We start from the raw sequence: 21,788 nt of genomic DNA, 5'->3' as shown, positions 1-21,788 counted from the left end.
GAGCAGCTCAATGAATGAAAACCTCCAAGGCGTGTTTAATTTATTTAAATGCGACGTTTAATTTATTTAAACGCGACATTTTTTATTGATCTTGCCGATGGCACGCCCTACAGTGCGCGCCGAACGTCCATGCTGGAAACGATCCATCCGGCTCAAGTACTGACGACGAGACAGCGAGGTCACCCCATCGGAGGCGTGGCCTTTTTGCTTTCGGCGACATGCCTTGGGAAGTAGGCGAACCAAAGTGGGGATACGGAGGGCGTTCAGCTGTATCAGATACCCGTTGCCAGCCCCAGGAGAACTTGCGCTATGTCCATCCAGGTCGAAGATTACTACGCCCGCGAAACCTTTCAGAAAATGAAGGCCTTCGCCGACACCCAGGAAACCCCTTTCGTGGTCATCGACACCCAGATGATCGCCAAGGCCTACGATGACCTGCGCGCAGGGTTCGAATTCGCCAAGGTGTATTACGCGGTCAAGGCCAACCCCGCCGTGGAAATCATCGACCTGCTGCGCGACAAAGGCTCGAACTTCGACATCGCCTCGATCTACGAGCTGGACAAGGTCATGGGCCAGGGTGTGGGGCCGGAGCGTATCAGCTACGGCAACACCATCAAGAAAGCCCGGGACGTACGCTACTTCTACGAGAAGGGCGTTCGCCTGTTCGCCACCGACTCGGAGGCGGACCTGCGCAACATCGCCAAGGCCGCGCCCGGCTCGAAGGTGTACGTGCGCATCCTGACCGAAGGCTCCACCTCGGCGGACTGGCCGCTCTCCCGCAAGTTCGGCTGCAACCCGGACATGGCCCTGGACTTGCTGATCCTGGCCAAGCAGCTGGGCCTGGTGCCCTATGGCGTATCCTTCCACGTAGGCTCGCAGCAGCGGGACATCGACGTGTGGGACGCGGCCATCGCCAAGGTGAAGGTGATCTTCGAGCGTCTGAAGGAAGAAGACGGCATCACTCTGCAGATGATCAACATGGGTGGCGGTTTCCCCGCCAACTACATCCAGCGCACCAACAGCCTGGAAACCTACGCCGAGGAAATCATTCGCTTCCTCAAGGAGGATTTCGGCGACGACCTGCCGGAGATCATTCTCGAGCCGGGCCGTTCCTTGATCGCCAATGCCGGGGTACTGGTCAGCGAAGTGGTGCTGGTAGCGCGCAAATCCCGGACCGCTGTCGAGCGTTGGGTCTACACCGACGTGGGCAAGTTCTCGGGCCTGATCGAAACCACGGACGAATCCATCAAGTTTCCGATCTGGACGGAAAAGAACGGCGAGGTGGAAGAAGTGGTCATCGCTGGCCCTACCTGCGACAGCGCGGACATCATGTATGAGCACTACAAGTATGGCCTGCCGCTGAACCTGGCCAGCGGTGACCGCCTGTACTGGTTGTCCACCGGAGCCTACACCACCAGCTACAGCGCCGTTGAGTTCAATGGCTTCCCGCCGCTGAAGTCCTACTACTTGTAAACGTCCCAAGGGCGCGCATCGAGCGCGCCCGTTTTTCCAAGATAGCCTTCACCGGTAGAGCCAAGGCAAGGCGTCACTGGCGAAACTGTCGAACCGGGGTACGCCGTGACGCTCGATGTCCAGGCGCAGCCTGAAGGCTCGTGTCGCCACCTGCACATAGCAATTGTCCAACAGCCTGCGCTGGCTGCCCTCTTGGGAGGGCCCCAGGAGTTGTCGTTCGAGCGTGGAAATGGTGACGTCCCCATGGGGCCCAAGCCCGGAAGCCTCGAAGGCCCTTGAACCCTGCCGGACCCGCCAGAGTGTGGGCTTGCCGGCCTCGGGTAGATAAAGCCCCACGTAGCGGTTGTAGCTCAGGGCCAGGGTCTTGTGATGCAGGTCCAGATGCCTGGCAGGATCAAAGGTCTTGATTTCATACCGCAGCTTGCCAGCCTGGGCATAACAGCCGAACCAGAAGCGCTGTGGGCTGATAGCGCGCTCTGTGGACAGCGTTAGCCATGCGCCACGGCTGTACTGGGTACTGGCGGCGTTGTACTCGACCGAATCGATGAAACCCTCGAAACCGTCCAGTTCAGAGTGAAGCGTTGCGATGAAAGACAGGTCCGGGCGGTAATCCATATAGGCGCTCCTTGCATCCGCATGAGAAGCCCGCGCGCCGATCGCGCGGGTGGGGCTCATGCTCCGGCAAGAAAGCGCCTTTAGGCGGCAGGCAAGGCTTCCTCTGCCAACCAGGCCGAGGCCAATGCCTGCAACTGCGGCAGCGGCGAGCTCGCCAAGGCCTGCGCGGCGACCACGCGGAACGCGGCATGCCCGCCCTGACGGGCCTTTTCCAGCCAGGCCAGCCCTTCATCGAGCTTGCCTGCGGCAATCAGAACCCCGCCATGGCTGAACTGCCCTCGGAAGTCTCCCGCCTCAGCCGAGCGCCGGTACCAGGCGTGAGCCGCGGCGACATCCCGAGCCACACAGCGCCCATCTTCCAGGTAGCGACCGTACAGGTTCATGGACTTGGCATGCCCCAGCTCGGCGGCGTGCCGATAGCCTTCCACCGCGGCCTGCTCGTCGCGAGCCACACCACGGCCCGTGGCCTGCAGGTTGGCCAGGTTGTACAGGCCCCAGTCGAGCCCGGCTTCGGCACATATCCGGTAATGGACCGCCGCCTTGCTGGCATTGGGCTCACATCCCCAGCCATGCTCATGGCAGCGTCCCAGCATATTGCGGGCCATCAAATGCCCGGCATCGGCGGCAATCTCGAACCAGCGCAACGCCAGTGCCGGGTCGCGCTCGATGCCGCGGCCATCGAGCAGGATCTGGCCCAACAAGGCCTGGGCTTCCGTCAGCCCAGCCGCGGCGGCTGAAAGGATCGCCTGCGCCGCTCGCGGAGGCGTATCGGCCAGGCGCTCCTGGACTTCATGGGCCTCCAGGACTTCTTCCCGACGCAGCGCCCAGCCGCTCACACGTCAACCCAACGGCGCAGCAGGTTGTGATAACTGCCAGTAAGCCTGAGCAAGGCCGGGTGGTCCGGCATGTCCGCGGTCAGGGCCTGGATCGCCTCGTCCATCTCGAACAGCAAGGCCCGCTGGGCATCCTCGCGCACCAGGCTTTGCGTCCAGAAGAAGGCCGCATAGCGTGCTCCACGGGTAACAGGCCGCACTCGATGCAGACTGGTGCCGGGATACAGCAGCATATCCCCGGCCGCCAGTTTGATGGCCTGGGTTCCGAAGGTGTCCTGGATCTCCAGTTCGCCGCCGTCGTACTCGGCCGGGTCGCTGAGGAACAGCGTGGAGGACAGGTCGGTACGCAGGCGTTCGCCTCCGCCGCGAGGCTGGCGCACGGCGTTATCGATATGAAAATCGAAGCTGCCCCCGTCCCGGTAGCAGTTGATCAGTGGCGGAAAAATCTTGTGGGGCAAGGCTGCGGACAAGAAGCGCGGGTTGCGCCACAGGCGGTCGAGCAAGGCGGCGCCGATTTCCCGGGCCAGCGGATGCTCTTCGGGTAGCTGCAGGTTGTGCTTGGCCTTGGCCGACTGGTAACCGGCGGTGAGCTTGCCATCCGCCCACTCCGTGGCCGCCAGGGCATCACGGATGCGGGCAACCTCATCTGGGCTGAAGAGCGCGGGGATCTGGATAAGCATGGAAGCGCCTCGGGCAAAGTGGGCGCAATGATATTGATTCGCACTCGCCGTCGGCAAGGGGTTGTGTATCCGTTTGCGCTAAACGCGCCACAGAACGTGAAGAACAGGATCATGTAGCGAATAGCAAAATTTCTCGTTTGATACATATAAGCATTTGTCTTATTCTCCGCCGCCTTGAACCAGGGGAAGGTTTCCGATGCCATACGCCAAACACACCCAATTTTCACCACGCCTGCTCGCCTCGGCCGTAGGCGTTGCGCTGGGCAGTCTGTCCGCCGCTCAGTTGGCCCAGGCTGCCGAACAGGAGGACAACACGGTCACTCTCGGCCCGACTGCGGTTACCGAGAAAGCCCAGAGCGAGTCCTACCAGACCGAGCAATCGGCCTCTCAGAAATACACCGCTCCCCTGCGTGATACTCCACGCTCCGTTACCGTAGTGCCGCAGCAGGTCATCAAGGACACTGCCGCCACTACCTTGCAGGATGCATTGCGTACCGTGCCCGGCATTACCTTCGGTGCTGGCGAAGGTGGCAACCCGCAGGGCGACCGCCCGATCATCCGCGGTTTCGACGCGCAGGGGGATACTTATCTCGATGGCGTGCGCGATACGGGCGCGCAGAGTCGGGAAATCTTCGCGATCGAGTCCATCGAAGTGAGCAAGGGTCCAAACTCGGCCATGGGTGGGCGGGGCAGCGCCGGCGGTAGCCTGAACCTGATCAGCAAGCAACCCAAGGCTTACGACTTCCTCGATGGCGGCTTCGTTTACGGCTCCGACCAGACACGTCGCTATACCCTGGACGTGAACCGCAAGTTCCTCGATACCGCCGCCTTGCGCCTCAACCTGATGAGCCACGAGCAGAACGTGGCCGGGCGTGACGCGATCAACTACGACCGGTGGGGTGTGGCGCCGTCCCTGACGTTCGGGCTGGGTACCGCGAACCGTCTCAACCTCAGCTACTACCATATGGAAAGCGATGACCTGCCGGATTCGGGCATTCCCTATGGCTATGCGTCCCCTACCGCCACGGCTCACGTGCACGACAAACCGGTCGATGGCGGCGACAGCGACAACTTCTACGGCCTGAAGGGCCGCGACTTCCGCAAGACTCGCGCGGATATCAGCACCATCGCCTTCGAGCACGACTTCAGCGACACCATGACCTTGAAGAACACGCTGCGCCACGGCAATACCGGCCAGGACTACTTCCTGACCCAGCCGGACGACAGCAAGCGCAACGTCAGCCAATATGGCACCGTCTGGCGCCGGGCCAACACCCGCGTATCGGTTACTGAAACTACCACCAACCAGACCGATCTGTTCGGTGAGTTCCATGCCCTGGGCTTCAAGAACAGCTACTCCACCGGGCTGGAAATCACCCGCGAGAAAACAAGGGTGAGCGGCTACAACTACAGCACCAGTGGCTTGACCAACTGCTCGCCCACAGGTAGCGGCAACAGCGTCGTCGGCAACTGCACTTCGCTGAGCAACCCGAACCCGGAAGACGCCTACGGTGGCACCATCACGCGTAACCGCGCCACGACGGAAACTTCCGCCAATACCCGTTCGCTCTATGCCTTCGACACCATCGAGCTGGACCCGCAATGGCTGTTGAACCTCGGCGCCCGCTACGACAGCTTCGACACCACCGCCAACTCCGCCACAACCCATGCCAGCAATGACAGCAACTTCTGGAACTGGCAGGCAGGTATCACCTACAAGCCGGTAGAGAACGGCAGCATCTACGCATCCTTCGCAACCTCGGCCACGCCGCCGGGTGGCCTGGTGGGTGAAGGCTCGGAAGGCAACCCGTTGCAGGCCGGGAGCGCGACCAGCGAACTGGAGCCGGAAACCACCAAGAACTACGAGATCGGTACCAAGTGGGACCTGTTCGACGAGCGCGTATCCCTCTCCGCCGCGATCTTCCGCACAGAGAAAGAAAACACCCGAATCCTGGTCAGCACCAATACCTACCAGAACGCCGGCAAGTCCCGGGTCGATGGTGTCGAGCTGTCCGCCAGCGGCAAGATCACCGATAAGTGGCAGGTATTCGCCGGCTACAGCTACCTGGACAGCGAGCTGGTGGATGCGGGCCTGACGGGTCGCAACGGCGCCGTGACCGCAGGCGCGGCCCAGACCAGCGGCAACGATATGCCCAACACGCCGAAAAACAGCTTCAGCCTGTGGACTACCTACCAGTTAATGCCCAAGGTCACCATCGGCGGCGGCGCGTTCTATGTGGACAAGGTCTATGGCGATGCTGCAAACACTGTGTACGTGCCTTCGTATACCCGCTACGACGCCATGGCGGCCTACAAGCTGAACAAGCATGTAGACTTCCAGCTCAATGTGCAGAACCTGACGGACAAGACTTACTACGACAAGGCCTATGCGTCGCACTTCGCGACCCAGGCCCCCGGGCGTACCGTCCTGCTGAGCACCAACTTCCACTTCTAGCAAAGCCGCCCTACAGCACGCGCCCCGCTCACTTCGGTTAGCGGGGCGTTTGCGGTTATGGCCCGCGGCGATTCCAGCGAGCGACCCTCGTGTTCAAGAAAACGGTGTTTCAGCTTCATTGGTTCTTCGGCATCAGCGCCGGGCTGGTGCTGGCCTTCATGGGTATCACCGGGGCCCTGTATTCGTTTCAGGATGAGATTCTGCGAGCGCTCAACCCGGATACGCTCCGGGTGGAGATACGCGAAACCGGCATCCTTCCACCCTCGCAACTGATAGCCCGGTTGGAGACCGAGGCGCCGGGCAAGGTAAGCGGCCTGTGGATAGAAACCAACACCGGGCTGGCCTCCCGCGTCTTCTATGCGCCTGGGCCAGGGGAGCGCCGGGGCCCGACGCGCTATTTCGACCCCTTCACCGGCGAGCTGCGTGGCCAAATCACCGGCCAGGATTTTTTCGCCCTGGTGTTACGGTTGCACCGCTTCCTCGGCCTGGGCGAAGTGGGCAAGCAGATCACCGCCGCCTGCACGCTGATGCTGCTGTTCTTCTGCGTGTCCGGCCTGTACCTGCGCTGGCCCAAAAACCGGGGTAGCTGGCGGGCCTGGTTGACCTTCGACTGGGCCAAACGCGGGCGCGCCTTCAACTGGGACCTCCACGCCGTGGCGGGCACCTGGTGTCTGTTGTTCTACCTGGTCTCGGCCTGTACCGGGCTGGTCTGGTCCTATGATTGGTTCCATGACGGCGCTGCCCGCTTGCTTACCGATACAGCCCCACCCATGCGTGGCGGCGAAGGCCGCGGTCGATCCGGGGCTGGCCCGGCCGTCAGGATGGACTGGGATGCCGCCTGGCAGTCGCTTCAAGCCGCCGCCGGCCCCTCCATGACCAGCGCCAACCTGCGCTTGCCCGGTGGCGCTGGGCAGCCGGCCAATGGTTTTTACCTGTTGACCACCTCCCCTCATGAACGCGCCTTCAACCCCGTGATGCTGGACCCGCTCACGGGCACGCTGCTCAAGCATGACCGTTACGCCGCCAAGCCTTTGGGCGAACAACTGTTCGATAGCAACTACGCCGTCCACACCGGTAGTTTCTTCGGCCTGCCAGGGCGTTTGACAATCACGCTGGCCAGCCTGTGCATGCCCCTGTTCTTCATCACCGGCTGGTTGTTGTACCTTGACCGCCGGCGCAAGAAGCGGCAGATCCGCTTCAGCCAGCAGGGCCTGGACGCTGCCCGCGAGGGTTGGCTGGTGGTCTTCGCCAGCCAGAGCGGCTATGCAGAACAACTGGCCTGGCACGCTGCCTCACGCCTCCAAGCCAGCGGCCAGGGGGCCAGGGTGGTCAACCTGGCAGCAGTAAGCGAAAGCGACCTGAAAGGGGCACGGCAAGCCCTGTTCGTGATTAGCACCTTCGGCGATGGCCAGGCCCCGGATACCGCACGCCAGTTCGAGCGACAGCTGCCCCTGCGCCAATGGCCGCTGCCCCAACTGCGCTATGGCATGCTCGCCCTGGGCGACTGCCACTACCCACAGTTCTGCGCCTTCGGTCATCGCCTGGCCGACTGGCTGCATGCGCAAGGCGCCGAACCGCTGTTTCCCTTGGTCGAGGTGGACAACGGCGACGACAGTGCCCTGGCTCGCTGGGAGCACTGTCTGCAAGCCCATTGTCAGGCAGCGTCAGCCCAGGCGACCGCCATTGAAACCGGCCCCGCGCCCTTCCAGCCATGGCCCTTGACGCAACGCCGCCTGCTTAACCCCGGCAGCGCCGGCGCGCCACTATTCGCCCTGGAACTGGCCCTGCCGCCCGGCGCCGATTGGTCCGCGGGCGACCTGCTGGAAATCCTCCCGCCTGGGGAAGTACTGGCAACCCAGCCACGCGCCTATTCCATCGCCTCGCTGTCCAGTGAGGGCTATGCGCGCCTGCTGGTACGTCAGCACCGTCTGGCCAACGGCAGCCTGGGGCGCTGCTCCGGATGGCTCACCCAGACAGTCGTCATCGGCACACCGGTGGAGGCACGGTTGCGGCGCAACAGCAATTTCCATCTACCCGAAGACGACCGTCCCTTGATCCTGATCGGCAACGGCAGCGGCCTGGCCGGTCTGCTGGGCCTGCTGAAAGCCAGGATCGCCAAAGGGCAGCGGCGCAACTGGCTGCTGTTCGGCGAACGCAACCAGGCGACCGATTACTTCTACGAGGCCGAACTGCGAGGTTGGAAAGCCGGCGGCGACCTGGCACGGCTCGATGCAGTCTTCTCCCGGGACCAGTCAGGCAAGCGGTATGTGCAGGACGCGCTCCGCGAGGCCCAGGCAGACCTTGCCCACTGGCTCGCCGAGGGCGCGGCACTTTATGTATGCGGCAGCCTGGACGGCATGGCCCAGGGCGTGGACCAGGCCCTGCGCGAGATACTCAGAGACGCCCAAGTGGAAGCCTTGATGGCCAATGGGCGGTACCGGCGGGATGTGTATTGAGCTGGGGGTTAAGGATTAACCTGTGGGGGCGTAGCTGCCCGCCCAGCTGAAGCGTAAGCATCCGGCGAACTTATCTACCCAACCTTGTAATAAAGACAATATGTCGAAATCTTGTACAATCGTACAAGATTTCGACATATTGCAGCGCGGATTACCGAGAGTGAACTCTCCATTCCAGTCCAGTTAAAGAGCGTATGCACCCAAAAAATTCTTTAGCCAATTGAATCGCCCTTGGTTTGGTAGACGCCTGCAAGTCTCATAATGAGGCCGAAATAGGAGGACTGCTGCGACCGTGAGGCGATTGGCGGGATGGCCAGCCCGACGGGCTACAGCCGTGACCTGATGCTGCAAAGCGTAGAGAAACGGTTTGGTGATCAATTGCCAGCACGCCTGTGCAGCGGCTGAGCGATAATGGCTCGGCCTATATCGCAGAGCAGACTCGCCTCCTTGCACAGCAGATCGGCTTGCAGCCTGTTACGACTCCGGTTCGCAGGCCGCAAAGCAACGGCATGGCCTAGAGTTTCGTGAAAACCATCAAGCGCGACTACGTGGCCCACATGCCTCGCCCGAACCGTAAAACGGCATTAGGTAATTTGGCGATTGCCTTTGAGCATTACAACGAGCAGCATCCGCACAGCGCGCTGAAATACCGCTCTGCGAGGGAATTCAGGCGTATGAAAACGGCATCAAGTCAACGGGTGTCGGTGTCCGGTTTTGTAGGGGCCAGTCCAGGCAGCTTCGCCTCCTTTTTTGAAAGAACATGGAGGCGAAGCCCCTGAGCCTCTACCTTACCCGCCCGCGCAGGCGCCGGGCCACCCAGTCGGCGATCCAGGCGCCGGCGTTGGCGGTGTTGTCCAGGCTGCTGTGATGGATGCCGCCCTCGCGCGGGGTGAATACCTTGAGCTCACGGTCGGAGCTTGCTGTGAGCTGCTCGTAGGAACGGTGAGCATACTCAAGCGGGATCTGCCGGTCGGCTTCACCATGGGTCACCAGGAACGGTACCTTGATCCGCTCCATCACCCCGTCAAGGTGTACCTGCTCGGCAATGGTCATGAATTCACTCATGTCACTGGCACCCCATACCCAACGCACGTGCTCCCAATAATGCGGCACCGGCCGCTCGCCTTCACGGGCCAGTCGGCGCTTCTGCACCTCGCCCCAGTTGTGGTTGGCACCCCAGACCACGCCCAAGGCAAACCGCGGCTCGAACGCCACCGCTCGTGGGCAGTAATAACCGCCCAGGGATACGCCCAACAGGCCGATCCGCTCGGGGTCGATCTCCGGGCGCGTTTGCAGATAGTCCATCACCGGGGTGGCCCATTGCTCGGTATCCACCACGGCAGTCAACCCATGCAGGCGCAGAGCTTCGCCCGTGCCAGGCTGGTCGAGGAACAGGCTGGCAACGCCCCGCCGCGCCAACAGTTCTGGAAACAGGCCGGCGCGGTAAACCATCTCCTTGGTACTGTCCAGGCCATTGATGACCACCAGGCAAGGGGCTGGGCCAGTCGCGCCTTCGGCCGGAGTAAACAGGCCCGCCAGGTGCACGCCCCTGTAAGGGATTTCAAACCGCTGGGTATTTGAGCGCGACAGGGCCAAGCCTTCGGTGAAAGTGCGCAGAAACTTCGCATACAGCGCCTTACGCGGCGCATAGCCATGAGCTTGCATGCGCTCGGCGGTGATGAAATACACTGCCGCGCGGTTGAGTTTGTCGCCTGCGCTGAAATGATTGCCAGCAGCCTTGTCCTCTTCAGCCAGCGCTACTAGGTTGTCGCCGCCCGCTTCCCACGCTGCGAGAAATGCCTGAGTGCCTTCGTCATCCCCCTGCCGGGCGATGGCCTTGAGCGGCGCGCACATGGCTTCGATCTCGCCAATCTTCCCGCCCATTTCAATGGCCGCGGCCACCGCCAGGCTCCACACATAGTTGGTTTCAAAATACTGGAACATGCTCATGGTTCGATCCTCGGTTCAACGGCGAGTCGCCGGGGCATCGCCCTGGTAGAAAGTCACATCCCAAGGGATGTCGTCCTGCATGAAGGCCGGCGGGTTGCTCATCCATTGGGCCGTGCCGAAGCGGAATTCCCACTCTCGTGGTACCCAGTTGTCATCCAGATAGTCGGTATCCGCCCCATATTCGGCCTCGCCCCCAGTGGGTGAGTTGAAGTAGCAGAAAATCGCCGAGGCAATTCGGTGCCGCCCGGTTCCAAGAAAACCGTGTTGCCAGCCCCGCCGAGTCATATGGTTGGAGCCCACCATTACCTCGTCAAAGTCCTCTACGCCGAAACAGGTGTGATGGAAGCGCGGCACGCCACCGGCCCCTGGGGCCTTGTTGTTGAGCAGGAAGGTGTTGTGGTGCTCGTTGGCGCCATCGGCGCGCAAGTAGGTGCCGATGCCTTTCTGATGGTCAGACAGGCGGAAATTGAGGCGGTCCCGGAAGAACGCGAAGGTGGCCCAGTAATCGTCCACCGCAAATACCACATGGTTGATGGTTTTCGGCCGCGCCCGGGTTCGCCATTTTCGGTGCTGGTTCAACCGGTTCACGTTACCCGCCGCATTGACAGGGTCCGGCGCGTAGGTAACTTTCTTGCGCTGGAACACGCGTAATGCCAGGGCCTGGCCGCAGTCGCTGAGAAAATGCCAGGCGCCATCATCGCCCAACCGTACCTCGCGATCACGGCGCAAGTCGCTCAGTAGTCGTTGCAGGCTGGCGTCGTTGTCCACGCCCCACACGGTTTCCTTTACGCCATAGCCTTCATAGCGCGAAGCAGGAATGGACGGGTGCGTCAGCGCACGCACGATCACCGTGGAGCCTTCGTCAAGCCGGTACACCGTTTCCTCGGCCGAAGCACTGAGCCGTTCCAGGCCAAAATCGTCGAAGAAGCGCGTGGCGGTGGCCACATCTTCAACGCCGTACAGCAGGGTATCGATGCCGACAATGGCCATCTTCAAACCTCCTTTCAAAATGATAAGCACGGCGATTTCAGAAGAGAAAACCGCCGTCCACGTTGAACACCTGGCCTGTCATATACGCCGAGGCGTCGGACACCAGAAACGCCAACACCCCGCATAGGTCATAGGGTTCGCCGGTACGCTTGATCATCTGGCTGTTGCGTACCTGTTCGAACAGCTCCGCTGGGAGGGCGGCGCTGCTGCCGGGGTGGCGAATAAGCCCTGGCGAAAGCGCGTTCACGGTGATGCCGTACTCGCCTAGCTCCACGGCCAGTGCGCGAGTGAGGCCGATGACTCCCATCTTCGCGGCGATGTAGGCCATAAAGCCCTTTTGCGGGCGTCCGGTGTTGCTCGATGCCAGGTTGACAATGCGTCCCCAGCCGCGCTCGCGCATGCCTGGCGCGAAGGCCTGGCTGAGCAGGAACGGCGCATCGAGGGTGACCGCGTGGCAATCGCTCCAGTCCAGCAAGGTGGTGGCTTCCAAGCTTTTCAGCGGGATATAGGCCGCGTTGTTCACTAGCACGTCGCAGCGACCGAAGCGCTCCATCACCTGGCCGTACAGGTAGCTGATCTGTTCCGGCTGGCGCAGGTCGCAGGCAAAGCTCTCGGCTTGGCCGCCCTGCTCACGCACCGCGTTGGCGACGTCTGCGGTGTCAACACAATCCACCAAGGCGATGCGCAGCCCGTCTTTGGCCAGGCGCAACGCAAATGCCTGCCCTAGCCCGCCTGCCGCGCCGGTGATCAAAGCCACGCGCGTGTCGTTGTGGTTCATGCCATAGCTCCTTCAGTGGCGGCTGTTGAGGCCGAGCAGTTCATCGAACTGGACGTGGAACAACAGTCCGGCGGCGTAGCCGTCGCGGGGGTTGATTCCGGTGTAGGGGTTGAGCCAGCTGCTGGTGCCCCAGGTGCGCAGCACGAAGGGGCTGACCACGATGCTGTCGGTGAGGATGAAGTTCGCATCCAGAGACACCCCGAATTCGTCCCTCCCCGGCCGGTAGTCGCCACCGCCGGCTGCGGCGTGCGCCTCTTCGAGAAAGGCCTGTTCGCGTGAAGTCAGCCGGGCCCAGTTGAAATTCAGCGAATAGCTGTCAAACGGCCTGCTACGCAAAGGCGCCGAGAGAATCAGCCCCGCGTTGGCCTGGGTGGCCACGCCATTGCTGGTATTCTCGTCGAACGTATGGGTAACGCTGGCAAAGGCCGCCAGGGCGGTTGGATTCGGTTCCTGCCCTTGGCCTCCATCCTGGCGCCACACGGTCTTTTTACCCCCCAGGTACAGCCCGCTGACGCCCTTGCTGGAGGCTGATGCGGCAGTGCCGTCGGCGACTCTGGAGGTGCCGTTGACGGTGTAGTACGGGTCGGTCTGGCGACCATTGTTATGGAAGGCCAGGGCCTCCCAGGTCTGTGGATAAGCCTCCATGTGGTAGTCGCTGCGGTATGCCAGGTTGGCCAGGTACAAGGTGCTCAGCGTGCCGCCGCTGTCGCCTTCGCCGCGCTCCCACCCGTTGGTAAAGGGGTAGGCATTGTTGCTGCGCCAGGCACCGACCTGAGCGCGCAACGCGGGGGTGAAGTCATACCCGATGCGGGCGCTCCAATTGGCATAGGGCGGTGGATTGATGCCGGCGGTGTCCTGCAGAATGGCGTTCACGCACCCCAGCGGCACGTTGCACAGCGGCAATGCAAAATAGTTGCCGGCATTGCTTTTGCCCACCTCGATGGCGAGCTTGTCGTCGAGCAGCTTCTGCTCGTAGGTGAACAATGTGAGATGGCTTACCCGCGGAATGTAGGGCCCGGGTTTGCCAGCCAACACGTCGCCCACCTGACCGCCGTAGGTCAGGTTGCTGGTCCAGGGCACATATAGCTGTTCGAAATGCAAGTTGCCGCCAGGCAGTCCCATCAGCCGGTCGAGGTCAAAATCAGCTCCTAGGGCGAAAATGGTCAGCGACTCGTGGTTACCCGTACTCAGGCCGACGCTGGGGTTGCGCAGGTAGATTTCCGTCATTGACAAGTGCGGGCTGATGCCATGCGCTTTGAGCCAGCGGCCCTGCTCGGCCAAAGGCTTGTCGCCGGCAGGTGGCGCCGGGGGCTCCACGTTCAGCACCCGAGGCCCGACCTTCTGGTTGGGATACTCAGTGGCCATGGTGTCGGCCACGGTCTTTGGCTGCTCGGCCCATGCCGGACACGCCACCACTATCATCAAGGCACAGCCAACCGCCGCTCGCTCGTTCATGTCGGGTCTCTGTTGTTGTTTTCAGGCTGAGAGAGCCCAGCCGGCGCCAGTCGCGCCGGTTGGGTTACCAATCAAAGGAGGTGTGTCACGGGGTAAGCGGCAGGCCCTGAGGCTGACGGCGGACCAGGCTGGCCATCAGCGCCAGCACGGCCACGCCCATGCACAGCCAGCCGGCCCAGCCCACGGTGGTCGCCAAGTGCCCGCTGGCCTTGCCTACGGCCACTACCAGCAACGGGCTGCAGAACATGCCCAGGCAATAGCTGCCGTACCACATGCCGGTGCCAAGCCCCCGGCGCTGCCAAGGAAGCTCGCGCATGTTCCATATGGCCAGGGTAGGCAACATCAACCCGCAGCCCAGGCCGTTGACCAGCGCCACCGCCATGATGCCTTGCCAGCTGTGCATCACCGGTATCACCACGAAACTGGTGGCGATCAGGCCGAACGCCAGCGCCAGGCAGTGAGACGTGCGCAGCCCCATGCGGCCCAGCGGGTGCACCGCCAGCGTACCGAGCACGATCATCACGCTGCAGGCCGAGGCCACCAGACCGGCGGTCTGCGGCGAAGGCTCGCCGATGTCGCCCAGCAGGTAGGCCATCTGGATCTGCAGCACCATGAACATCACCGCGCCGATGAAGGTCACCACGCAAATGCCCAGCAGCACCGAGGGTCGAAAACGTGGGCCGTTGCCGTTGTGCTGTTCATCCGCGGCCATGCTGGCCACGGCCGGTTCCCATAGCATCACCTTGCTCACCAGCGCTAGCAGCAGCGGCACCGCGTACACCACGTAAGGCATCCGCCAGCTGATCTCGCCCAAGGCGCCACCTACCATGAAGAACACAATTGCCGAACTGGAAGCGAAGGTGGTTTGCAGTGCCAGATACTTCTGCCGTTGCGCCCCGCTGTAATAGTCGCCGATCAGCATGGTACTGATCGTGACTACTACCGCTTCCACACAGCCCAGGGCCACGCGGCTGACAATGATCGCGTACAGCGAGTCGAGGAACATCGGTAGCACGCCGAACACGCCATAGCCGAAAATGGAACCCACCAGCAACGCCTTGCGCCCGTAGCGATCGGCGAGCAGCCCCACCACCGGGCTAAGCAACGCCACCAGCAGGCCTGGCACGGTAAGCGCCACGGGGATCAGAAACTCGACGTCGGGGACCTGGGCAAAGTGCGCCTGCATCTGCGGCAGGCTGGGCGCGATCACGATCGCCGCCATGGGCGACAGGCAGTTGATCAGCAGCAACAGGTAGGTTGCCAGGGTGGCCTTTGACTGGGTAATGCTCAGCGGAGCGTTCATGGTGTCTCCCGTTATTGTTATTAGGTGTACGGAGTGTTCTACAGCGGGTTCAACGTCCTCTCGATCAGCTGCGCCAGGCTGCCGTCATGGCACAACCCCAGTTGCTCGGCCGCTTCGCTGCGCAATGGCGGATAGCGGCCGAAGGCTGCTTCCAGCGCCTCGTCGGGTACAAAGCTGACCGGCGACTGTCCGAAGCGCTGCTGCAGGCCCTCGATCAACGCGCCCATGCTCAGGTGCAACACCGGCAGGGTAAACACCCGTCGCGCCCGGAGCGCCTCGGCTGACAAGGTGGCTGCATGCAGCAGGTTGTCCACGCAGCGCACTGCAGACATCCACCACGCCGTGGCCTGCGCCGACACCGGGCATTCGAACGGCTCGCCGGCTTTGATTTTCCAGAACACGTCGCTCATGAAGGCTGATAGCAAGCCTGAGGGCTGCGGCGGGCGCGCTACGATACCGGGCAAGCGCAGGCTGATGCCATCGATGGTGCCGCGCCGGCTGAAATCGTCGACCAACAGCTCGCCGATCAACTTCTGCGTGGCGTAGCTCAGGTGCGGGCGCAACGGGGTGAAGTCGTCTACCAGCTCGGGCAATGGCGAGCCATACACGGCGATGGTGCTGGCGAACACTACGCGCGCGGGGGTTGCCTGGCGCTGCAACCCTTCAAGCAAGGCCAGGGTCGCGTCCAGGTTGGCCTGCCGGCCCAGGGCATAGTCTCGCTCGGCCCGCCCGCCCGGCACGCTGGCAAGGTGAAACACCACGTCGGCCGGCGTTTCCAGTGCCGTGGCCAGCAGCGCCGGGTCATCCAGGCTACCCGCCAGTTGCCGTACACGCGGGTCACCGGTGGGTGTAGTGAAGCCCAGGTCTACCAGGGAAAGGCGATCCCAGCCGGGCAAGGCGGCAGGGTCGGTGAGCAGCCGGCGAACCAGCGACGCGCCGACGAAGCCGTTGGCTCCGGTGATCAGAATGTGCATGTCAGGCCTCCTGCGCTGGCACGAAGCGATGGTCGATGGCGCCGAACACGCTCTGGCCGTCGTGCCCGAAGATCTCGAACCGCAAGCGGTCGCCGAAACGCAGAAACGGCGTTTTTGCCTCCCCGTGCTCCAGTACTTCCACGGCGCGGCGTTCGGCAAGGCAGGCCGAGCCTGTGCGCGGGTAGTCACGGTTGGAGAAGGTACCCGAGCCCAGCACGGCACCAGCGCGCAGGTTGCGTGTGCGTGCCAGGTGCATCACCAGTTCTGGAAAGCTGAAGTCCATCTCTTCGCCGTTTGGCTCGCCGAAGCGTTCGCCATTGCATTGCACATGCAGCGGCAAGTTCACCCGCCCGTCTGCCCAGGCGTCGCCCAGCTCGTCGGGCGTGACCGCCACCGGCGCGAAGACGGTGCTGGGCTTGGCCCGCAGCGGGCCGAAGCCGATGCTCACTTCCTTGAACAGGTGCGCGCGCAGGCTCACGTCATTGAGCAGCATCAGCAACTTGATGTGCCCGGCGGCGGCGTGGGACTCGATGCCCATGGGCACGTCGTCGAGCACCACCGCCACCTCCCCCTCGAAGTCGATCTGATGTTCCTCGCCGGGCACCGGGTAGTCGTCGCAGGCGCCGAGAAAATCATCGCCCGCCCCCTGGTAGATGATGGGCACGCCGGCGTCTTTCTTGATGTCCAGTTTGTATGCGCGCTCCATCAGGCTGCCGTGGTTAAGGAATGCCGAGGCGTCGGCCCACTGATACGCGCGAGGCAGCGGTGCCATGGCTTCGCGCGGTTCGAAGGCGAAGGCTTGTGGGGCAAGGTCCGCGTTGAGCGAGGCATACACCTGCTGCAACTGCGGCTCGCAGCGGGCCCAGTCCTCGATGGCCGCTTGCAGGGTGCCGGCGATACCGCTGGCGAGCACGGCACGGCTCAGGTCGCGGGATACCACTACGAGGCGGCCGTCACGGCTGCCGTCCTTCAAGGTTGCCAGCTTCACAGGGATGCTCCTTGTTCGGCCCACAGGGCCGGGTATTGGATGAGTTCCAGCAAGTTGCCGCTGTTGTCGCGCAAAAACCCCATGGGCGTACCACCAATAACGTGCTCGAACACAATGTCGGCGCCCTTGCTTCGCAGCTGGGCGAAGGCGGCTGGCGCGTCCTGCACGGCAAAGCACAGGTGCTTGTGGCCATGGGTGAGCAGGTCCAGGTGCGGCTCGCGGCGGTCCTCTGGCAGAGGCTTGGCGTCTTCGAGTTGGAACAGCTCGATGCGGTAGTCGCCATGGCGAATGAACGCCACCTCGGCCGGAATCTGCTCGATAAAGGCACGGCTTTCCAACTCGAAACCGAGCATCAGGTGGTACCAGCCGATAGCCTCGTCCAGGTCCGGCACGCTGATGCCGCCGTGGTGAGGTTTGAGTGCGAATACGTCGCTCATGGTGCCCTCAGCTCAATGCTCTGCCGCCATCCACAGGGATGACCGCGCCGGTGGTAAAGGTGAGGTGAGAGGCCGCTGCCACTACGGCCTGGGCCACTTGCTCTGGCAGGGCCAGGCGGCCAAGGGGCGTGCGTTGCGCCTGCTCGTCACGCCAGTCGCTGGCCAACCCTTGCACGAACTCGGTGTCGGCCAGGCCCGGCGCGACCGACACCACCCGCACGGCGGGCGCCAAGGCTCGCGCCAGGGACGCGGTCAGGTTGTCCAGCGCGGCCTTGGAGGCACAGTAGGCGATGTTGCTGCCCATGGCCGTACGCGCAGCGATCGAGCTGATATTCACCACCAGCCCATTGCTCCTGGCCTGCAGCAGCGGCTGGAATGCCCGAACACAGGCGATGGCGCCGCGCACATTGGTGGCGAAAATGCGGTCGATCAGATCATCGTCCAGCCCGAGCAAGTCCCTGTGTGGCACGAAGCGAGTGACACCGGCACAGTTCACCAGCAGGTCGCAATAGCCATGGCGAGCATCAACCAATGCCGCCAGTTCATTGAGCGCGTTGCTGTCAGTGACCGGTGCCGAGGCGGCCCAGTGGCCAGCGTCTACGGGCGGCAGGTTCTGAGCCAGGGCCTGGGCTGCCAACGCTGAATGGTGATAACCCACCACCACGCTAGCCCCCTCCTCGGCCAACGCCTGGCAAATGGCCTGGCCCAGGCCGCCAGTGGCCCCGGTGACTACCGCCACCCTGCCTGCAAGCCGGCTCATGCGCGAGCCGCCTGGAAGCGCCGCACGCGGATGTCGGCTTGTTCCTTGTGGCCAGAGAAGTGCTCCAGCGCGCAGAGCCGGGAACACACTTCGCCAATGGCCACGCTGGCTTCATCGGTGAGCACGCGCTGATAGGTATGGGTCTTGATGAACTTGCCGACCCACAACCCGCCGGTGTAGCGGCCAGCGCCCATGGTGGGCAGGGTGTGGTTGGTGCCGATTACCTTGTCGCCGTAGGCCACATTGGTGCGGTGACCGAGGAACAAGCCGCCGTAGCAGGTCATGCGTTCGAAGAACCACTCGGGGTCGCGGGTCATCACTTGCACATGCTCGGAACACAGCCGCTCGGATTCAGCGAGCATTTCCTCGTCGCTGTCGCACAGGATGATTTCGCCGTAGTCCCGCCACGCCACGCTGGCCACCGGCGCAGTGTCCAGCCGTGCCAGCACCTGCTCGATGGCCGCGGGCAGTTCTTCGGCAAGTCGGCTGCTGGTAGTCAGGCATACCGCCGGCGACGTAGGGCCATGTTCTGCCTGGCCCAGCAGATCCACGGCCACCAGTTCGGCGTCCACGCTGTCATCGCAGATCACCAGGGTTTCGGTGGGCCCTGCAAACAGGTCGATACCCACGCGCCCGTATAGCTGGCGCTTGGCCTCGGCCACGTAGGCATTGCCCGGGCCGACGATCATGTCCACGGGCGCGATATGCTCGGTGCCCAGGGCCATGGCCGCCACGCCTTGAACGCCGCCTACCACGTAGATTTCATCGGCACCGGCCAGCGCCATGGCGGCGACGATTTCTGCCGAGGGCTTGCCTTCGAACGGCGGCGCGCAGGCGATCACCCGCTTTACGCCTGCCACCTTGGCAGTAAGCACGCTCATGTGCGCCGAGGCCAGCAGCGGGTATTTGCCACCGGGGATATAGCAACCCACGGCGTTGACCGGGATGTTCTTGTGGCCCAGCACCACCCCCGGCAAGGTTTCAACTTCCACGTCGCGCAGCGACAACAACTGCACCTGGGCGAAACGGCGAATCTGCGCCTGGGCAAATTTGATGTCTTCGATGGCCTGGGCCGGCAGGCTGTCGATGCAGGCCTGGATCTGTACCGGGCTAAGGCGCAGGTCAGTGGGGTTCCAGCCATCGAACTTCTCGGAATACTCCCGCACCGCTACCTCGCCCCGCTGCTCCACGGCGCTGATGATCTGCTCCACGGTGTCACGCACCTGGGCATTGAGCTGGGCTTTGTGCGCGGCAGGCTTGCCTCTTTTCAAATAACGAATCATGGCCTGTGTTCCTTGTCGTTGAGTGTCAGCGCCAGTGCACCAGCGGCTGGCCCGCCACGGGCGAGCGGAAGTACGGAATACGAGTACCTTGCAAGCTGCCCAGGTACACCGTTTGAAGGTCCGGTCCGCCAAAGGTGATGCTGGCCATCCACGGCGCAAGAGTGCCGCGAGTGGCTTGCATGATCTGCGGGGTCAGGGTTTTCGCGCGGTAATGGGCGTTGAGCACGGCGGTGGCCTCCGGGTTGCCGTCGTCCAGCAGCGTCAGTACCTCGCCGTCCGGAGTAAGGGCGATCAGCTTGTCGCTCATCACCAGGGTTACCCAAAGGTTGCCGAAGCAGTCGAAGGCAAAACCGTCCGGGAAGCCTTCCAGCTCAGCGGGACCGAACACTTCCCGATCACCCAGCGAGCCATCCGGGCGCAGGCGCAGGCGGGAGATCCGGCGCACATTGCTTTCCACCACGTACAACCACTCCTGGCGGTCGTCGAAGCGGATTTCGTTGGTGCCGCCGAAGCCCTCGGCGACTACACGAATGCCGTGCTCGTCGATCACCCCGATGTAGCCGTCCAGCACGCCCGAATTGATCGAGTCGGTCCAGGGCTGCATCGTGGTGGTGACCGTGAACCAGATCCGCCCCTGGCGATCCCGCAGCGGAAAGTTGGTCTTACCCAGGGGCTTGCCGTCCAGTTGGTCGAACAACACCTGCAGGTGGCCTTGGCGATCGAGTTTTTCGATACGGTCCAGGCCCCAGTTGCAGATGATGAAGTCACCGTTTTCGGTCAGCGCCAGCCCGTTGGGCAACGAGGCACCCTGGGATTGCACGTAGCGGGCTTCGAAGCTGGGGTCACTGCTCGGCGCCTGGGCCGGGGCCAACAGGGTTTGCTCGCCGTGGGCCGCGATGTGCATCACCCCACCGCGTGCATCGGCGGCCCACAGGCTGCCATCAGGCTGGGCAATGATGCATTCGGGGCGTTGCAGGTCGTGGCCGATGAATCCAATGGCGTCGCGATCGACCTGCCAGTCTTTGAGTGGGTTGCGGTTCATGGAGCGTCCTTGTGCAGCGCGTCAGATGGGTTCGGAAACCACGCGGATCATCTTGGCCATCAGCCCGGCGAAATCGGCTTCAGGGGTAGGCCGTTGCTCCCACTCACCGATCTGCACCGAGCCTTCGTTGATGAACTTGCAGCGCTCGTAGCGGCGGGCCATAAAGCCGTCCAGTACTGCTTGCGTCTCTAGCCCGGCGCCGCAGAGTTCGCCGAGCACCACGGCGTCTTCCACCGCTTGCGCCGCACCCTGGCCCATGTGTGGGGTAGTGGCGTGCGCCGCGTCGCCGATCAACAGCACCCGGCCGCGGTACCAAGGCGCTGGCATCAGCAACGCCTCCAGCGGGCGGTAAACTACCTGGCTGTTGTCGGTGATCTGCGCGCTCAGCTCGGGTACCAGCCCGCCATAGCCTTCAAGTCGCTTGCGAAATTCCGCCGCCAAGGTATCTGGGTCGAAAAAGGGGTTACCGGGTTCCTCGAACACCGAGAGGATGTAGAGGCTGTCTTCGGTGAGTGGGGTATAACCGGCCTTGCCGCCAGGCTTGCCCTCGAACATATGCGACCACAGCAGGTCCTTGGGCCGGGGCAGGTTGTAGCGCCACACACCCTGGCCAGTAAAACGCGGGCGGTAATGCTCACCGAACACCGTAGCGCGCACCTTGGAATACACACCGTCGGCGCCGACCACCAGGTCGTAGTCGCCGCTGCTGCCGTCAGTGAAGCGCACCGACACTTTCCGCTCGCTTTGTTCGATGTCGCTAAAGGTCACGCCCAGCCGCAGGATCGCGCCGTTCTGCGCGACCGCATCGAGCAATACCCTGTGCAAGGCGGGCCGGGTAAGGCCCAGGTTGGCGGGGTAATCGTCACCCGCCAGGCGGGCGCCGCTGAGTTCGGCCTTCACCTGACCCTGCTGGTTGCAGATGCGCAGGCCGTTGTAGGGGAAGCCCGCCGCCACTGCCGCGTCAGCGATGCCCAGTTGCGCCATGGCCCGGATGCAGTTCGCCTGCACCACGATGCCCACGTGGTACACCTTGGCCTGGGGGTTGATCTCCACGATCTCCACCGCCACCCCAGCCCTGCGCAGGGCTATCGCGGCGCTCAACCCGCCGATCCCCGCGCCCACTATCAGCACGTTCCTGATCTCGCTCATCCAGCGTGTCTCCGGTTTATTGTTGTGCCCCGCCAGGCGCTGGCGGCGGGGTATGAGCCTCACACTACGCAGCGGCGGGGTATGCCGGAAATTGTTTGTTCGGATGCCTGTCATCCATGGCGTGGATGACTGGTCACGGCCAGCGTGCCGGGGTATAAACACCGCAA

At 63.0% G+C, this 21,788-nt stretch carries 18 protein-coding genes and 1 pseudogene; 4 read left to right on the top strand and 15 right to left on the bottom strand.

The features are described from left to right. Window positions 1-309: 309 nt before the first annotated feature. Window positions 310-1,473, top strand: coding sequence for a type III PLP-dependent enzyme (locus ACP691_RS01530; RefSeq protein ID WP_040261752.1), 1,164 nt, complete (start codon window positions 310-312; stop codon window positions 1,471-1,473). Window positions 1,474-1,521: 48 nt separating this feature from the next. On the opposite strand, the gene ACP691_RS01525 is transcribed toward ACP691_RS01530, so the two are convergent. The 3 genes from ACP691_RS01525 to ACP691_RS01515 all read right to left on the bottom strand — a co-directional run bounded on the left by ACP691_RS01525 (window position 1,522) and on the right by ACP691_RS01515 (window position 3,601). Continuing rightward, window positions 1,522-2,088: a hypothetical protein gene (locus ACP691_RS01525; RefSeq protein WP_426149772.1), complete on the bottom strand. Its 567-nt coding sequence runs from the start codon at window positions 2,086-2,088 to the stop codon at window positions 1,522-1,524. An 80-nt stretch (window positions 2,089-2,168) separates the two neighbouring features. After that, window positions 2,169-2,924 (bottom strand): tetratricopeptide repeat protein, encoded by a 756-nt coding sequence (locus tag ACP691_RS01520; RefSeq protein ID WP_426149771.1) that lies wholly within the window; start codon window positions 2,922-2,924, stop codon window positions 2,169-2,171. Beyond that, entirely contained in the window at window positions 2,921-3,601 is a 681-nt protein-coding gene (locus tag ACP691_RS01515; RefSeq protein ID WP_040261749.1) for a Fe2+-dependent dioxygenase, read from the bottom strand. Before ACP691_RS01515 ends, ACP691_RS01520 begins: the two co-directional genes overlap by 4 nt. A gap of 196 nt (window positions 3,602-3,797) precedes the next feature. Between ACP691_RS01515 and ACP691_RS01510 the strand changes: the two genes are divergently transcribed. The 3 genes and pseudogenes from ACP691_RS01510 to ACP691_RS01500 form a co-directional block, all read left to right on the top strand. After that, window positions 3,798-6,056 (top strand): TonB-dependent receptor, encoded by a 2,259-nt coding sequence (locus ACP691_RS01510; RefSeq protein WP_426149770.1) that lies wholly within the window; start codon window positions 3,798-3,800, stop codon window positions 6,054-6,056. A gap of 89 nt (window positions 6,057-6,145) precedes the next feature. Further along, on the top strand, window positions 6,146-8,512 hold the full coding sequence (locus ACP691_RS01505; protein WP_426149769.1) for a PepSY domain-containing protein: 2,367 nt from the start codon (window positions 6,146-6,148) through the stop codon (window positions 8,510-8,512). A gap of 279 nt (window positions 8,513-8,791) precedes the next feature. Next, window positions 8,792-9,198: pseudogene (locus ACP691_RS01500) on the top strand (integrase core domain-containing protein); the annotation flags it as partial. A 97-nt stretch (window positions 9,199-9,295) separates the two neighbouring features. On the opposite strand, the gene ACP691_RS01495 reads toward ACP691_RS01500, so the two are convergent. From ACP691_RS01495 to ACP691_RS01440, 12 genes are all read right to left on the bottom strand, one after another. Continuing rightward, window positions 9,296-10,456, bottom strand: coding sequence for an alpha/beta hydrolase family protein (locus tag ACP691_RS01495; protein ID WP_426150197.1), 1,161 nt, complete (start codon window positions 10,454-10,456; stop codon window positions 9,296-9,298). A gap of 21 nt (window positions 10,457-10,477) precedes the next feature. Beyond that, window positions 10,478-11,452 carry a VOC family protein gene (locus ACP691_RS01490; protein ID WP_426149768.1) on the bottom strand — a complete coding sequence of 325 codons (975 nt, stop codon included), beginning with the start codon at window positions 11,450-11,452 and terminating at the stop codon, window positions 10,478-10,480. Between the two features lie 37 nt (window positions 11,453-11,489). After that, the gene (locus ACP691_RS01485) at window positions 11,490-12,230 is read right to left on the bottom strand and encodes an SDR family NAD(P)-dependent oxidoreductase (protein WP_426149767.1); all 741 of its coding nucleotides are present in this window, start codon (window positions 12,228-12,230) and stop codon (window positions 11,490-11,492) included. 12 nt (window positions 12,231-12,242) lie between these two features. Further along, on the bottom strand, window positions 12,243-13,685 hold the full coding sequence (locus ACP691_RS01480; protein ID WP_426149766.1) for a carbohydrate porin: 1,443 nt from the start codon (window positions 13,683-13,685) through the stop codon (window positions 12,243-12,245). An 85-nt stretch (window positions 13,686-13,770) separates the two neighbouring features. After that, a complete protein-coding gene (locus tag ACP691_RS01475) occupies window positions 13,771-14,988 on the bottom strand; it encodes an MFS transporter (protein ID WP_426149765.1) in 1,218 nt (405 codons plus the stop codon). Between the two features lie 38 nt (window positions 14,989-15,026). After that, on the bottom strand, window positions 15,027-15,962 hold the full coding sequence (locus ACP691_RS01470) for an NAD-dependent epimerase/dehydratase family protein (RefSeq protein WP_426149764.1): 936 nt from the start codon (window positions 15,960-15,962) through the stop codon (window positions 15,027-15,029). A gap of 1 nt (window position 15,963) precedes the next feature. Beyond that, window positions 15,964-16,950, bottom strand: coding sequence for a fumarylacetoacetate hydrolase family protein (locus tag ACP691_RS01465; RefSeq protein ID WP_426149763.1), 987 nt, complete (start codon window positions 16,948-16,950; stop codon window positions 15,964-15,966). Continuing rightward, complete coding sequence (locus ACP691_RS01460) at window positions 16,947-17,387, bottom strand: VOC family protein (protein ID WP_426149762.1); 441 nt, start codon at window positions 17,385-17,387, stop codon at window positions 16,947-16,949. Before ACP691_RS01460 ends, ACP691_RS01465 begins: the two co-directional genes overlap by 4 nt. 7 nt (window positions 17,388-17,394) lie before the next feature. Then, a complete protein-coding gene (locus tag ACP691_RS01455) occupies window positions 17,395-18,147 on the bottom strand; it encodes an SDR family NAD(P)-dependent oxidoreductase (protein WP_426149761.1) in 753 nt (250 codons plus the stop codon). Next, window positions 18,144-19,430 (bottom strand): histidinol dehydrogenase, encoded by a 1,287-nt coding sequence (hisD, locus tag ACP691_RS01450; RefSeq protein WP_426149760.1) that lies wholly within the window; start codon window positions 19,428-19,430, stop codon window positions 18,144-18,146. Before hisD ends, ACP691_RS01455 begins: the two co-directional genes overlap by 4 nt. Window positions 19,431-19,455: 25 nt before the next feature. Further along, window positions 19,456-20,472 carry an SMP-30/gluconolactonase/LRE family protein gene (locus ACP691_RS01445; RefSeq protein WP_426149759.1) on the bottom strand — a complete coding sequence of 339 codons (1,017 nt, stop codon included), beginning with the start codon at window positions 20,470-20,472 and terminating at the stop codon, window positions 19,456-19,458. Between the two features lie 21 nt (window positions 20,473-20,493). Continuing rightward, window positions 20,494-21,621 carry an FAD-dependent oxidoreductase gene (locus tag ACP691_RS01440; protein ID WP_426149758.1) on the bottom strand — a complete coding sequence of 376 codons (1,128 nt, stop codon included), beginning with the start codon at window positions 21,619-21,621 and terminating at the stop codon, window positions 20,494-20,496. Window positions 21,622-21,788: the final 167 nt, after the last annotated feature.

It is taken from the genome of Pseudomonas sp. DC3200b2, assembly GCF_049895785.1.
In the GTDB taxonomy this organism is placed as follows: domain Bacteria; phylum Pseudomonadota; class Gammaproteobacteria; order Pseudomonadales; family Pseudomonadaceae; genus Aquipseudomonas; species Aquipseudomonas massiliensis.
Note: the sequence above shows the minus strand (reverse complement) of the source record. Positions and strands in the feature narration are given on the sequence as shown.